Here is a 14,404-nt window from a genome sequence, read left to right as displayed (position 1 = left end):
TTCGACGTGTTTGAAAGAGATTTGCGATAAAGAGGTTGTTTTTTATAGAGAAAGTAACCAGACAGAAAGTGCGAAAATACTAGGAGCAATGATTGAGGTAATAACACCGCACACGACCAACGCAAGAGAACTGAACGCTGCATCTTTAGGATCCTTCTCTGCACAGGTAGCGGTACCTAGTGCGTGGGATACTGTCCCCATTGTTAAACCCTTGGCAATCGGGTGGGTAATGTTTAACAGGTTATAGATCGGATAAGCGAACATTGCGCCGAACAAACCGACAATTAACACCAATATTGCGGCAATCGCAGGTTCTCCACCAAGGTGGCTTGATACTTCCATGGCAATAGGTGTCGTAACGGATTTACCTAGCAAACTGGCGATAAGTTCTAAATCAACCTGCATGGATACGGCGATCATACTGGCAGTGAGCATAGACATAATCGATCCCACACCACAAGCGAGCATGATGATACGCCAATTCGCTCGTATTTGGGGTAACTGCTCATAAAGAGGGTAGGCGAGCGCAACTACAGCGGGCTGAAGTAGGTAGCTAATCCATGTGTTATCGGCGTAGTACGTCTCAAAAGGAACTTTTAAATAGACGAGTATCGGTATGATAATCGCAATACTAATGAGTAGAGGGTTCAAGATTGGGTTATTGAACTTTTGACTAACCCAACGAGCAAAGAAAAAAACGATGATGGTAACGAGTAACCACATTTACTTGTTCCCCTTGTTTAAAAATCGATCGAGGAACAAGCCTAGTGTGACCATAACAATAATGGTACCGCCAACTGCACTGGCTAAGATAGGTAAAGCGTTAGCGATAAGCATATCGAAGTGCACCATGAGGCCGACACTGATAGGGACGAATAACAAAACCATGAATCGGATAAACAAACTCGCGCTTGGCTGAACCCAGTCGACAGGTACGAGTCCTGATGCCATCAGCCCAAACAGCATTAGCATACCAAACACACTCCCTGGCACCGAGACTCCGAGTAGTGACTGAAGAGCGGTTCCTGCGAAGAGGCAGAGGAATATGAGCCCCATAGAGACGATGTACTTTAGAATTTTATTACCCATAAATGACAATGTATTAAGTTGTTGAAGCACAATCGCGAACCGAGTGGTTCGCGTATTCATTAGGACGTTAGCTTTTGAACGTATTGATAGACCGATTTTAAAACAGCAATCTTCTTTTCATCACTTTCATGTTCGTGAACTAAGTTTTCTAGGTTTAGCATGTAGTTTTCAATGTTGTTCTCGAAGTATTCACGACAGTGGTTTGCCCAGCGGCTCTGTTCACTTTCGTCGAGCGTCCATGGATAGTGACGAGCGCGATACTTAAACAGCAAAGGTTGGATTCTAGAGTCACTGAAAGTGATATCCAGTGCCGCTAGATTATTTGGGTCAGTTTCACGGATGATATCCATCGAGGCTTTATCTGCTGGTGAGAAGAAGCCATCGTAGAGCTGCGTATCAACATCGCTGCTCTTTTCGTATTCACGTTCAATGTTGTATAAGCCAATCAGTTTTTCGCGTACTTCTGGGTGCTTACGTATGATGGCCAAATTGGCAAGACATTGCTCGCGGTCGATGCCAATTGTTTCAGCGTTTTCGGCAGTCAGTGTTTTTGCAGGCGCAAGAATCGGGCACTTGTTTAAATGTACCAGTTTAATTGGCACAGGCAGCTCATCTTGCCCGAGCTCGGAACGTTTGGTGTAAAGTCGCGTGTGTAATTCTTCTACCGATAAATCGATTAAAGGCTGTGGATCTTTTGCCAGATCGACAACAATCACTGCATTCTGATTGGTAGGGTGCCATGCGACAGGCACAATCCAGCTGGTGTAATTACAGTCGCGACCAAACATGCCAGACACATGCATGAGTGGAGTCATGTTGACGATATCCACTAGCTCGTTCAGCTTTCGTTTGTGGCGCATATCTAAGAAATAGTTAAACAATTTTGGTTGCGCTGCTTTTAGCTTTTTCGCCATTTCGATGGTAGCGATAACGTCTGCCATCGCATCGTGGGCATTTTCGTGTTCAATGCCGTTGGCGACGGATAAATGTTCGAGCTTAAAGCTAGTGTAACCTTCATCATTTTCAGGCCACACTACGCCTTCTGGGCGTAGGGCATGACAAGCGCGCATGACATCAAGTAAGTCCCAACGTGAGTTCCCGTTTTGCCAACTCCAAGCGTAAGGGTCGAAAAAGTTTCGGTAACAAGTGTATCGAGTGACTTCATCATCAAACCGAATACTGTTATAGCCAAGGCTGGTGGTTTTAGGCTTGGAAAGCTCTGCGTGGATCTTAGCAATGAATTCGGGTTCAGGAAGCCCTTGCGATGACGCTTTCTGCGGAGTAATTCCGGTGATGAGTGCCGCTTCTGGCGAGGGAAGGTAATCGGAAGGTGGCTGACAATAAATGACGAGCGGTTCACCGATGATATTAAAATCTGCATCGGTTCGAACTCCAGCAAACTGACTTGGTCGATCTTTAGCTGGGCTGGTGCCCCAAGTCTCGTAGTCGAAGAAGAAAAAAGTGGGTTGTTCGCTATTGTTCATGCTTTCCGCGCTTTGATATCCAAATTTTAAAGATGACCGACCATGGCAGTGGCCCTTTAGTTACGTAACGATCATACGGCTTAGTAGCCGTGTAAGAAGTTCTTGTTGGCGTTGCAGTTTGCTACACGGCGGAACACACAAATAGTTTGGTTCCGAGAGAAAGAAAATTATCTTCTAATACGTTGACGTATAAAGGCTTGTGAACATGGTTACTCGTGCTGTAAGTATCCCGTAATCGTGGATAGGAAAGCAAGGTAAATCGAACAATGTATCTATTGAACAGGGAGGGGAATACGTTGAGTTTTGGTTATGAGGGGACGAGTACGGGCCTATATCAGATAAGCAGAGCGCAAAACGGATTAACTGGGTGGCTATGGCTTGTCCAACATAGCGATGTGTATTTTAGCACTAAGCATAAGAAAACGGCCCTAATATAGGGCCGTTGGGTTTAATAGGCTGGGTAGCTATTTAGCAACCGCTCCATTATCTAACTTCTTTGGTGAACTTTTTGCCGCGTTCATCAATAGGATACCTACAGTAAGAACAATTGAGCCACACAATAGGAACAGTAGTCTGCCTGTTGGCTCATTTGGAATCAGGGCCATTGCCAAGATACCGAAGCCTGCCGTACTGATTAACTTACCTAGCATTGAGCGCTGTTTAGTGTCTAGGTTTTGCTGTTCTTCACCTTCAGCAACTAAAGGCGTGTTCCAGTTGGTGAACAGCTCGTCGACTTCTTTTTCACGCTCTGGTGACAAGCCTTTGTAGAAGCGAGTCGATAGTAGGAAGAAACTACCAGTAAAGACTACGTGTGCTGCCAGGCTTAGAGATACTCGAAGATCTGACCACTCACGGCCTGTTAACGTTTGCTCTAAGTTGAACCAGTTCTCGATATCTTCCGCTTGTAGAGAAATACCGAAGATGTAAGAAACAAAACCACCTACAACGAGCGTTGCCCAACCAGCCCAATCTGGCGTTTTACGAATCCACATACCAAGTAGGACAGGGATTAGCATTGGGAAGCCAATCAGTGCACCAACGTTGAGCACGATATCGAATAGGCTCAGGTGACGTAGCGAGTTGATGAACAAACCGATGCCAATGATGATGAAACCCATCATTACAGTGGTGGCTTTGCTCACAATCACGAGTTCTTTCTGGCTCGCTTGAGGACGGACATACGGGCTGTAGAAATTCATTACAAAGATACCCGCGTTACGGTTTAAACCAGAATCCATTGAAGACATTGTGGCCGCAAACATTGCTGACATAAGTAGTCCAACCATACCTGCAGGCATAACGTTTTGTACGAACGCTAGGTAGGCTGCATCGCCACCAACATTACCGTACTGTTCAGCGAAGTCAGGCATAAAGGCCGCGACATACCATGGTGGTAAGAACCAAATCAGAGGGCCAACAATCATTAATACACAAGCAAGCCCAGCTGCTTTACGCGCATTTTCACTGTCTTTCGCCGCTAGGTAACGATATGCGTTGATACCGTTGTTCATTACACCAAATTGCTTGATGAACAAAAGGACTGTCCAAAGGATGAAAATGCTTACGTAGTTTAGGTTGTTACCAACATAAAAGTTGCCTTCGAAATTGTCTACGATATTGCCAATGCCGCCACCATGGAAGTATGCCGCAATCGCACAGGTGATGGTCACTGCCATGATTACTAGCATTTGCATAAAGTCTGACGCAATAACCGCCCAAGAACCACCGGTAACCGCCATTAGCATCAGAACCAAACCGGTCACGATGATGGTCGCTTCCATCGGAATGTTGAATACTGCCGCAACAAATATGGCTAGACCATTCAACCAGATACCAGCTGAAATCAAGCTGTCTGGCATACCAGCCCAAGTGAAGAACTGCTCTGAAGTTTTACCAAAACGCTGGCGGATGGCTTCAATCGCTGTCACTACACGTAGCTGACGGAATTTCGGAGCAAAATAGATGTAGTTCATGAAGTAGCCAAATGCATTGGCTAGGAATAGGATTACGACGACAAAACCGTCGTTAAATGCGCGTCCTGCGGCTCCTGTAAACGTCCATGCTGAAAACTGCGTCATGAAGGCGGTAGCACCTACCATCCACCATAACATCTTACCGCCACCTCTAAAGTAATCACTGGTCGACGTGGTGAACTTACGGAACATCCAACCGATAGCGATTAAAAAGAAGAAGTAGGCAAGAACAACAAGGGTATCAATAGTCATCTTTTCAGCCTTTTTTAAGTTTCATTATTAACTGGCATCTAGATTACTCCGTTTATGATTTTATTTGTACTACAATATGCATTTATCGTGATCTAAACCGCATGTTTATTTAACTGTTAATAGCTCGAAATATCTATGTTTATCAAGGTTTTTTGAGTCTTTTTAATAGGGTTTCGCTAAGTCGTTGATATTAACTAAATAATATAATCATACAAAATGGTGTTTTGTGGACACTGGCTTTGATTAATGTCGAACTAAGTATGACGGAAATTCTGGAGTTTTGGCGGTGGGTACTTCACGTATTAAAAAAGCGAGCATAAAGCTCGCTTTTTAGCAGGGCAGCTGTTGCAGGTTAATCGTTCACAAAGGCTACGGCGTCACGTACAAGTGCGCCAAGCTCTTCCCATTTGCCATCGTCGATAAGCTTGGTTGGAACCATCCAAGTCCCACCACATGCAAGGACAGAAGGAATAGATAAGTATTCATCCACGTTACTGAGGCTTACACCACCGGTTGGCATGAACTTGACTGGATAAACTGCGGTAAGAGCTTTCAGCATACCCACACCGCCGGAAGGTTCTGCAGGGAAGAACTTAAGCGTTCGCAACCCCATTTCCATTGCTTGCTCCACAAGACTTGGATTGTTTACGCCCGGTACGATTGGAACGTTTTTGTCTATACAGTACTGAACTGTGCGAGGGTTAAAGCCAGGGCTGACGATAAAGTCCACACCAGCGTCAATTGCTTGGTCAACTTGCTCATTGGTTAGGATAGTTCCTGCACCAATCAACATTTCAGGAAATTCAGCACGCATAGTGCTAATCGCCTCGGCTGCACATTCTGTGCGGAAGGTGATCTCTGCGCAAGGCATGCCATTTTCAACTAAAGTACGGCCCAAAGGGATTGCGTCTTCCGCTTTGTTGATAGCAATAACTGGAATTACTTTTAGGTTTGCGAGTTGTTCATTTAGTGTTGTCATGAATACTGTCTCATTATGTAATTTTACTCACCAGTAAAGGTAAGTTATTAAAAACTATAAAGATAAATCGGGCATTGCCTCTAAAGGTATTATTGCGCCTTGGTGCTGGATTACTTTTCCAGCAACAACATGTCCAGCTAACGCTGCTTCTTTAGGGTTGCCACCGCAAAAACGCTTAGCTAGGAATCCTGCACTGAAAGAATCACCTGCTGCGGTAGTGTCTACAATGTTGTCTACGGGCATTGGTGCAACGTAACTTGCGTCTTGGCCATCTATAACTAAGCAATCTTTACTTCCACGCTTAATAAGCAACTCTTCTACGCCCGCTGCTGTCGTTCTTTCAACGCACTGCTCGATACAATCATCACCATACAGCTCCTGCTCATCGTCAAAGGTGAGTAGGGCGATATCGGTATACTTAAGCATCTCTGAATAACAGCTTTGAGCGTGTTTCTGACTGCTCCATAATTGAGGGCGGTAGTTGTTGTCGAAAATAACCTTACCACCGCGGGACTTATACAGTGGTAAAAATTCGAACAGCTTAGAGCGACCATTATCGGTAAGAATCGCAAGTGTAATACCACTTAGATACAGGGCATCGTAAGTGAAAAGCGTGTCTAGAAGATCATTCGAGTTTGTCCCGTCGAGCATATATTTAGCGGCAGAGTCATTGCGCCAGTAATGGAAGCTGCGTTCACCGGTTTCATCGGTTTCGATGTAATACAGACCAGGCTGCTTATCGTCTCGTTGAGAGACTAGCGCAGTATCTAGGCCTTCTAAGCGCCATTTACCGAGCATATCGACGCTGAAAGGGTCGTTCCCTAACGCGGTGATGTAGCTAGTCTTTATGCCTGTGTGTTTAGTTAAGCGTGATAGGTAAAGCGCTGTGTTGAGTGTGTCACCACCAAAACTTTGCTTAAGCCCGTCGTCTTTCCTTTGTAGCTCAACCATACATTCGCCAATGATCGCGATATTTAATGATTTCATATTGTCACCTTAGCAACTGAGGTTGCGCTATACGTTACTTTAAAAAGTCTTCACGAGCTGGATTGAAGATATCCAGCAAAATGCTGTCTTGCTCCAGTGCAACGGCACCGTGCATCATGTGTTTGCGCGCAAAGTAAGCGTCACCTTCTTTAAGTATTTTCTTTTCACCTTCGATTTCTGCTTCAAAGCTACCTCGAACAACATAACCAATTTGGTCGTGTATCTCGTGTGTATGCGGAGCGCCAATCGCACCTTTGTCAAAACATAAGTGAACCGCCATTAAGTCATCGGTATAAGCAACAATTTTGCGCTTAATACCGCCACCAAGCTCTTCCCAAGGGTGCTCATCGTTTACAAAGAAAGCGTTCATGATATATCTCCTAAACTATTTAAATTGAATTCTTGCTAGTCAATGCTCTTCATCTTAAGAGAATTGCCTTAATTGTAATACAATATACTTAAATAATTGTGACGTTAGTCAAATTAGGAATGCTGATTGAGGTGTCTACACATGGGCTGAACCCGCTGTTTCATTAGTTTATGGCCATTAATATCAATGGGATAGCTGTTAATGTGTGATTCCTATCATTATTTTTGGATGAATTTGTATGATTAAATCTAATATTGTATTACTTTATGTGGAGTTTAAGAAAACAACACACTTCATCTGAGGGTGGTAAGAAATGACTACACAACCGATTTTGTTGACTGAAGCAGAAGTCGAACTACTAAGAAAGGAAGTCGGAAAGCCGAGCTTAATGGGCAAATCCATTGAAGCGAATCGCAAGGAACTTGAAGCCTTTATGCGTCTAGCTTTAGACGTACCAGGTCACGGCGAAGCGGGGGGCTACGAGCACAACCGCCACAAACAAAACTATACGTACATGAACTTAGCGGGTCGTTTATTCTTGATCACTCAAGAAGAAAAGTACGCGCAGTTCGTTAAAGATCTTCTCGCTATTTACGCAGAGAAGTACCTCACTTTTGATTTCCACGTACAGAAAAACACTAACCCTACAGGTCGTCTTTTCCACCAGATCCTTAATGAACACTGTTGGTTAATGTTTACTAGCCTTGCATACTCTTGCGTGGCATCCGTGATGACAGAAGAAGAGCGTACAGCCGTTGTTGAGCGCATTTTCGAACCAATGCTAGACATGTTCACCGTGAAATACGCACACGATTTCGACCGTATTCACAACCACGGTATCTGGGCAGTTGCGGCTGTTGGTATTTGTGGTCTAGCCATTGGCAAACCTGAATACCTAGAGATGTCGGTATACGGCCAAGACCGTGACAATACTGGAGGCTTCCTAGCGCAAATATCACAGTTGTTTGCGCCGTCTGGTTATTACATGGAAGGTCCGTACTACCATCGTTACGCCATTCGCCCGACTTGTGTGTTTGCTGAAGTGGTACACCGTCACATGCCTGAAGTAGACATCTACAACTACAAAGACAAGGTGATTGGCAACACAGTACAAGCAATGCTGGCGACGGCATACCCGAATGGTGAGTTCCCAGCTCTCAATGATGCGTCTCGTACCATGAGCATTACCGACATGGGCGTTCAAGTTGCAGTGAGCGTTTACAGCAAACACTACGGCTTGGATGACAACATTCTTGGCATGGCGAAGATTCAAAACGCCGTTTGGATGCACCCATGCGGTCTGGAGCTTTCTCAAGCTTACGATAAAGCAATCTCAGACCGTGAAATTGGCATGCCTTTCTGGCCGAGTGTCGAGCTTAACGAAGGCCCTGATGGCAACAATGGTGCACAAGGCTTTATCCGTATGCAGGATAAGACCGGCGATGTATCTCAGCTTGTGATGAACTACGGCCAACACGGTATGGGGCATGGTAACTTCGATACGCTAGGCATTACCTTCTTCAATCGTGGTCAAGAAGTGCTACGTGAATACGGTTTCTGTCGCTGGGTTAACGTTGAGCCTAAATTCGGCGGTCGTTACCTTGACGAAAACAAGTCGTACGCACGTCAAACTATCGCGCACAACGCGGTAACGATTGATGAGCAATGTCAGAACGGTTTTGATGTAGAGCGCGCAGATTCGGTGCACGGCTTGCCCCACTTCTTCAAAGTAGAAGGCACGGAGATCAACGGTATGAGTGCGTTTGCGAGCGATCATTACCCGAACACTGATATGCAGCGTAGTGTGTTCATGCTAAACCTAGATGAGCTTGAAGCACCGCTATTGATAGACCTTTACCGCATTGAAGGTGAAGGCGAACATCAGTACGACTACTCTCATCAATACGATGGGCAAATCGTGCGCACTAACTTCGATTACCAAAGTTTTGGTGAACTGAGCACGCTTGGCGAAGACTTCGGTTACCAACACCTTTGGAAAGTAGCGAGCGGCAAAACGCAAGGTACGGCGCTGGTTAGCTGGCTACAAAACAACACCTACTACACTTGGTTAGGCACAAGCAGCAGCGCGAAACAGAACGGCGATAATGAAGTGATCTTCACTCGCACTGGCGCCAATGACCCAAGCTTTAACCTACGTAGCGAACCGGCATTCATTCTACGCAGCAAGGGCGAATCGACACTATTTGCTTCAGTGCTAGAAACACACGGCTACTTCAACGAAGAGTTTGAGCAATCGGTGAATGCACGTGGTCAGGTAAAAGGTATCCGCGTCGTGGGTTACAACACTGTTGGCAGCATCGTAGAGATTACAACGGACACATCGCTGGTGACGGTAATGATCAGCAATGTAAAAGATGCGAACGACCAAACCCCACACCAAGTAGAAATTAACGGCAAAACTTACAGCTGGAATGGCTTCTACTCGCTAGAAGTGGCGGAAGTAGAAAGCAACGCATTCGGGCAGGAGAAATAATAATGAGCTACCAAACCCAGTCTTACCAACCGCTATTGATGAACTTTGAAGAAGCGGCTGAATTAAGCAAAGCACTTGGCACGGATAGCCTATTAGGAAACGCACTAGCACGTGATATCAAACAAACCGACGCTTATATGGCAGAGGTTGGTATTGAAGTTCCAGGTCACGGTGAGGGCGGCGGTTACGAGCATAACCGTCACAAGCAAAACTACATCCACATTGATCTAGCGGGTCGCCTATTCCTTATCACTGGCGAACAGAAGTACCGCGATTACATCGTGGACATGCTAACGGCTTACGCGAAGGTATACCCTACGCTAGAGAGCAACACCAGCCGTGACTCTAACCCTCCGGGTAAAATCTTCCACCAAACTCTGAACGAGAACATGTGGATGCTTTACGCCTCTTGTGCGTACAGCTGCATTTACCACACGTTGGAAGAAGAGCAAAAAACACTGATTGAAAACGACCTGTTCAAACAAATGATTGAACTGTTCGTAGTCACTTACGGTCACGACTTCGACATCGTACACAACCACGGTCTGTGGGCAGTAGCAGCAGTGGGGATCTGTGGTTACGCAATTAACGATCAAGATGCGGTAGACAAAGCGCTTTACGGCTTGAAACTGGACAAAGTCAGCGGCGGATTCCTAGCTCAGTTAGACCAACTGTTCTCACCAGATGGCTACTACATGGAAGGTCCTTATTACCACCGTTTTTCACTACGCCCAATTTACTTATTTGCAGAAGCGATTGAGCGTCGTCAGCCAGAACTGAAGATTTACCAGTTCAACGATTCGGTCATCCAGACCACGTCTTATGCAGTATTTAAGACTGCATTCCCAGATGGTACTTTGCCTGCACTGAACGATTCATCGAAGACGATTTCGATCAACGATGAAGGTGTGATCATGGCGACGTCGGTGTGTTTCCACCGTTACGAGCAGTCTGAAACGCTACTTGGCATGGCAGATCACCAGCAAGACGTTTGGGTTCATATCTCGGGTAAAACATTGTCTGACGCGGTTGCAGCAGCAGACAACATCAAACCATTCAACTGGGGTAGCCTATTCGTAACTGACGGTCCAGAAGGCGAAAAAGGCGGCGTAAGCATTCTTCGTCACCGTGACGAGCAAGATGACGACCCTAATACCGCAGATACAATGGCGCTGATCTGGTTTGGGCAACACGGTTCCGATCACCAATACCATTCAGCACTCGATCACGGTCACTACGATGGTCTGCACCTGAGCGTGTTTAACCGCGGTCATGAAGTGTTGCACGATTATGGCTTTGGTCGCTGGGTAAACGTAGAGCCTAAATTTGGCGGTCGTTACATCCCAGAGAACAAGTCTTACTGTAAGCAGACAGTTTGCCACAACACTGTGACGGTTGATCAGAAGACTCAGAACAACTTTGACACTGCTTTAGCTGAATCTCGCTATGGCTCGAAGCACTTCTTTAAAGCCGACGACCAAAAACTACAAGGTATGAGTGGTCGTATTTCTGGTTACTATGATGGCGTCGACATGCAGCGCAGCATCATTCTTGCTGAATTGCCTGAGTTCGAAAAGCCGCTTGTGATTGACGTATACCGCATCGAAGCGGAGCAAGAGCACCAATATGACTTGCCAGTACATTACTCTGGCCAAATCATCCGTACCGACTTCGATTACCAAGTTGAAAGCACATTGCGACCATTGGGTGAAGACAACGGTTACCAGCACTTATGGAATGTAGGTTCAGGTAAAGTCTCTTATTCATCAGAAAGAACGAGCTCTCTAGTGAGCTGGCTACACGACAGCAGCTATTACTCACTGGTGACTAGCGCAACCAAAGACGGCGAAGTTTACTTTGCTCGCACTGGCGCTAATGATCCAGACTTCAATCTGAAGAGTGAGCCTGCACTGATTATCCGTCAGCCTGGACAAAATCATGTGTTCGCTTCTGTCTTAGAGACACATGGCTACTTCAACGAATCCATTGAAGCTTCTGTAGGAGCGCGTGGATTGGTCGAAGCAGTTTCTGTTGTAGGTCATAACAGTGTCGGGACTGTTATCCGAATTCATACTACTTCGGGAAATGCGTACCTATATGGTGTGTCTAATCAAGGTGAAGAACTTCAGCAGCAAACTCATACAGTTGAGTTTGATGGTGAAAAATACTCATGGCAAGGGGCGTTCGCTCAGCTATAAACCTTGAATGGAATCATGTGAGTGAATCAGTAAAAAGCCGGATGCTTTGCTGCATCCGGCTTTTGTAATTTCACAAGCAATAGTCATACAAAATGGCGAGGTGTGAGGATTGATACCTTTCTATTTAGCTACTACGTGCGTGAGGTACTAGCGGCTTGTTAATGAACATTCATCGCTATCTGGAAAGTATAACGGAAAAGAGTATTGATGGTGTTCAAGGCTATATTATTGCTCGTTCGGGTAGGGATGAAGAATTGATTTAGCCTGTGCACAGACTTCATGATTAATGAGAGTTTGATCACTGAAAAATACATTGCTTAAACGAAATATGCTGGATATTATAATAGGCATATAATCATACAATAAGATATTTGGAGTTGAACATGACTAAACCTGTTATTGGTTTTATTGGCCTTGGTCTTATGGGCGGCAACATGGTTGAGAACCTACAAGCTCGTGGCTACCACGTAAATGTAATGGATCTTAGCGAAGAAGCGATGGCCCGTGTAACGGCTCGTGGCAACGCAACTGCGTTTACTTCAGCGAAAGAACTCGCGGCTGCAAGTGACATTGTTCAGTTCTGCCTAACGACTTCAGCCGTAGTTGAAAAAATCGTATACGGAGAAGACGGTGTATTAGCGGGCATTAAAGAAGGTGCTGTGGTTGTGGATTTTGGTACTTCTATCCCTGCATCTACTCGTAAGATTGGTGAAGATCTTGCTGCTAAAGGTGCAGGAATGATTGATGCACCACTTGGTCGTACACCTGCGCACGCAAAAGATGGTCTTCTGAACATCATGGCTGCTGGTGATATGGATACTTTCAACAAAGTTAAGCCAGTACTTGAAGAGCAGGGCGAAAACGTTTTCCACCTAGGTGCTTTAGGTTCAGGACATGTCACTAAGCTTGTAAATAATTTTATGGGCATGACGACAGTAGCGACAATGTCACAAGCGTTTGCTGTAGCAAAACGTGCTGGTGTTGATGGACAGCAACTGTTCGATATCATGTCAGCAGGCCCATCTAACTCTCCGTTTATGCAGTTCTGTAAGTTCTATGCTGTGGACGGTGAAGAGAAGTTAGGTTTCTCAATCGCGAACGCAAACAAAGATCTTGGCTACTTCCTAGAAATGGTTTCTGACTTAGGTACTGAGTCGCTAATCGCTGAAGGTACATCGAAGAGCCTTCAAGCAGCAGTGGATGCAGGCCTTGGTCAAAACGACGTACCGGTTATTTTCGACTACTTTACAAAGCTAGATAAGTAAGTAACTCGAAATGACAGTGTCATAGCAAAAAGTGTTAATTCAAGCCTACTCTTCGAGTAGGCTTTTTTGTGTTTAAAGCACAATGGGTTAGGCTGAACAACATTGAATAATTGGTAACAACAACTCGGGTAGAAGGGAGAGGAACAATGATTAGGCACGTGTTACTTATCAAGTTCAAAGATGATGCTTCCAATGCAGAAATAGAAAAATTAAAAGGCTTATTTGAGCTCATGCCAGAAAAGGTCGAAGGGGTTATTTCAGTCGAGTGGGGAGAAAACGATAGCCCTGAAGGTAAGAACAAAGGTTTCACTCACTCAGTACTGATGACGTTCTCAGACGAAGAAGGCAGGCAGAACTACTTGCCACACCCAGAACACGACGCATTGAAAGAAGTCTTCAGGCCACTACTAGAAGATATTGTTGTGTTTGATTATCAAATCTAGTGTGCCTAGTTGTGCCATTTCAGCTAAATGGTTAGTGGTAAATCAGTATAGGAAAGCGTTGTGATTGAACAATATAGTGATGAAGTATCGCGACATTATGCGGCGTATCGTCCACCAATACACAGTAAGATCCTAGCGCGAGCATTAGCGCAGCAGCAAGGATTTCAACAGGGTTTGGATATAGGGTGTGGAACAGGTGTATCAAGCGAAGCACTCAATGAGTTTTGTCAACGTGTTGTGGGGCTGGAGCCGAGTGAAGCAATGTTGTCCCAAGTTAGCCCAAACAATTGTATCAGTTACGTATTGGGTTCCGGCGATGCGATCCCATTAGGCGATCACGTTGTGGATATTGTGTCTTTTGCCGGCTCATTACCGTACGCAAAATCTTCCCAATTGGTTTCTGAACTGACAAGAGTTTGTGCCTCGCATGCATTTATTGTTGTCTACGATTTTGAAGTGCAGCTTGGTGAGTTTATGAGCCTTCTTGGTGTTATGCTTCAGCCTAGAAAGGCTCAATATAATCACTCAGAAAACTTTGATGGTTACTCAGAACTGGCTCCAGTTCAAACCAGCCAAGAGAAGTTAAGTTTAGTGCTAACGCCCAAACAGTTGGCACATGTGTTATTTTCCTCTGCAAGACGCTACTCAGCTATCGTTGAACGCTTTGGTAGTGACAACACGTTTAATACCGTTGTCGACGTATTAAAGTCGGCATCCAGAGAGCATAAAGTTAGCGTGGATACTTACTATTCGAGTTACCGTTTGAGTAAGTAAATAGTAAAGTGGATGATGTTAAAGAACTGGCTATAAGTAGTGAAGTTGGAAAAGTACACCCCAAAGCAAACACTTGAAACAGATATAAGGATGGAT

12 protein-coding genes are annotated in these 14,404 nt (G+C 45.1%); 5 read left to right on the top strand and 7 right to left on the bottom strand.

Features of this window, described 5'->3' with window-relative positions:
* Nucleotides 1–42: 42 nt before the first annotated feature.
* The 7 genes from ACXABW_RS08180 to ACXABW_RS08150 form a co-directional block, all read right to left on the bottom strand.
* Nucleotides 43–723 carry a CidB/LrgB family autolysis modulator gene (locus ACXABW_RS08180; RefSeq protein ID WP_457522104.1) on the bottom strand — a complete coding sequence of 227 codons (681 nt, stop codon included), beginning with the start codon at nt 721–723 and terminating at the stop codon, nt 43–45.
* Complete coding sequence (locus ACXABW_RS08175) at nt 724–1,089, bottom strand: CidA/LrgA family protein (protein WP_457524983.1); 366 nt, start codon at nt 1,087–1,089, stop codon at nt 724–726. It abuts the gene before it with no gap.
* Between the two features lie 59 nt (nt 1,090–1,148).
* A complete protein-coding gene (gene sbcB, locus ACXABW_RS08170; protein ID WP_457522102.1) occupies nt 1,149–2,573 on the bottom strand; it encodes an exodeoxyribonuclease I in 1,425 nt (474 codons plus the stop codon).
* Nucleotides 2,574–3,037: 464 nt separating this feature from the next.
* The gene (locus tag ACXABW_RS08165) at nt 3,038–4,798 is read right to left on the bottom strand and encodes a sodium:solute symporter family protein (RefSeq protein ID WP_457522100.1); all 1,761 of its coding nucleotides are present in this window, start codon (nt 4,796–4,798) and stop codon (nt 3,038–3,040) included.
* 352 nt (nt 4,799–5,150) lie between these two features.
* Complete coding sequence (locus tag ACXABW_RS08160; RefSeq protein ID WP_457522098.1) at nt 5,151–5,777, bottom strand: bifunctional 4-hydroxy-2-oxoglutarate aldolase/2-dehydro-3-deoxy-phosphogluconate aldolase; 627 nt, start codon at nt 5,775–5,777, stop codon at nt 5,151–5,153.
* Nucleotides 5,778–5,831: 54 nt separating this feature from the next.
* The gene (gene kdgK / locus ACXABW_RS08155; protein ID WP_457522096.1) at nt 5,832–6,764 is read right to left on the bottom strand and encodes a 2-dehydro-3-deoxygluconokinase; all 933 of its coding nucleotides are present in this window, start codon (nt 6,762–6,764) and stop codon (nt 5,832–5,834) included.
* A gap of 34 nt (nt 6,765–6,798) precedes the next feature.
* On the bottom strand, nt 6,799–7,134 hold the full coding sequence (locus tag ACXABW_RS08150) for a cupin domain-containing protein (protein ID WP_457522095.1): 336 nt from the start codon (nt 7,132–7,134) through the stop codon (nt 6,799–6,801).
* Nucleotides 7,135–7,447: 313 nt separating this feature from the next.
* On the opposite strand from ACXABW_RS08150, the gene ACXABW_RS08145 reads away from it, so the two are divergent.
* The 5 genes from ACXABW_RS08145 to ACXABW_RS08125 all read left to right on the top strand — a co-directional run bounded on the left by ACXABW_RS08145 (nt 7,448) and on the right by ACXABW_RS08125 (nt 14,308).
* Nucleotides 7,448–9,628, top strand: a complete 2,181-nt coding sequence (locus ACXABW_RS08145) for a heparinase II/III domain-containing protein (protein WP_457522094.1) — start codon at nt 7,448–7,450, stop codon at nt 9,626–9,628.
* Between the two features lie 2 nt (nt 9,629–9,630).
* Nucleotides 9,631–11,826 carry a heparinase II/III domain-containing protein gene (locus ACXABW_RS08140; protein WP_457522093.1) on the top strand — a complete coding sequence of 732 codons (2,196 nt, stop codon included), beginning with the start codon at nt 9,631–9,633 and terminating at the stop codon, nt 11,824–11,826.
* Nucleotides 11,827–12,209: 383 nt separating this feature from the next.
* Nucleotides 12,210–13,091, top strand: a complete 882-nt coding sequence (locus tag ACXABW_RS08135) for an NAD(P)-dependent oxidoreductase (RefSeq protein WP_457522092.1) — start codon at nt 12,210–12,212, stop codon at nt 13,089–13,091.
* 146 nt (nt 13,092–13,237) lie between these two features.
* Nucleotides 13,238–13,534, top strand: a complete 297-nt coding sequence (locus tag ACXABW_RS08130; protein ID WP_457522091.1) for a Dabb family protein — start codon at nt 13,238–13,240, stop codon at nt 13,532–13,534.
* A 60-nt stretch (nt 13,535–13,594) separates the two neighbouring features.
* Nucleotides 13,595–14,308: a class I SAM-dependent methyltransferase gene (locus tag ACXABW_RS08125; RefSeq protein WP_457522089.1), complete on the top strand. Its 714-nt coding sequence runs from the start codon at nt 13,595–13,597 to the stop codon at nt 14,306–14,308.
* The last annotated feature ends 96 nt before the right edge of the window (nt 14,309–14,404 follow it).

The sequence above is a fragment of the Vibrio paucivorans genome (assembly GCF_054053395.1).
Note: the sequence above shows the minus strand (reverse complement) of the source record. Positions and strands in the feature narration are given on the sequence as shown.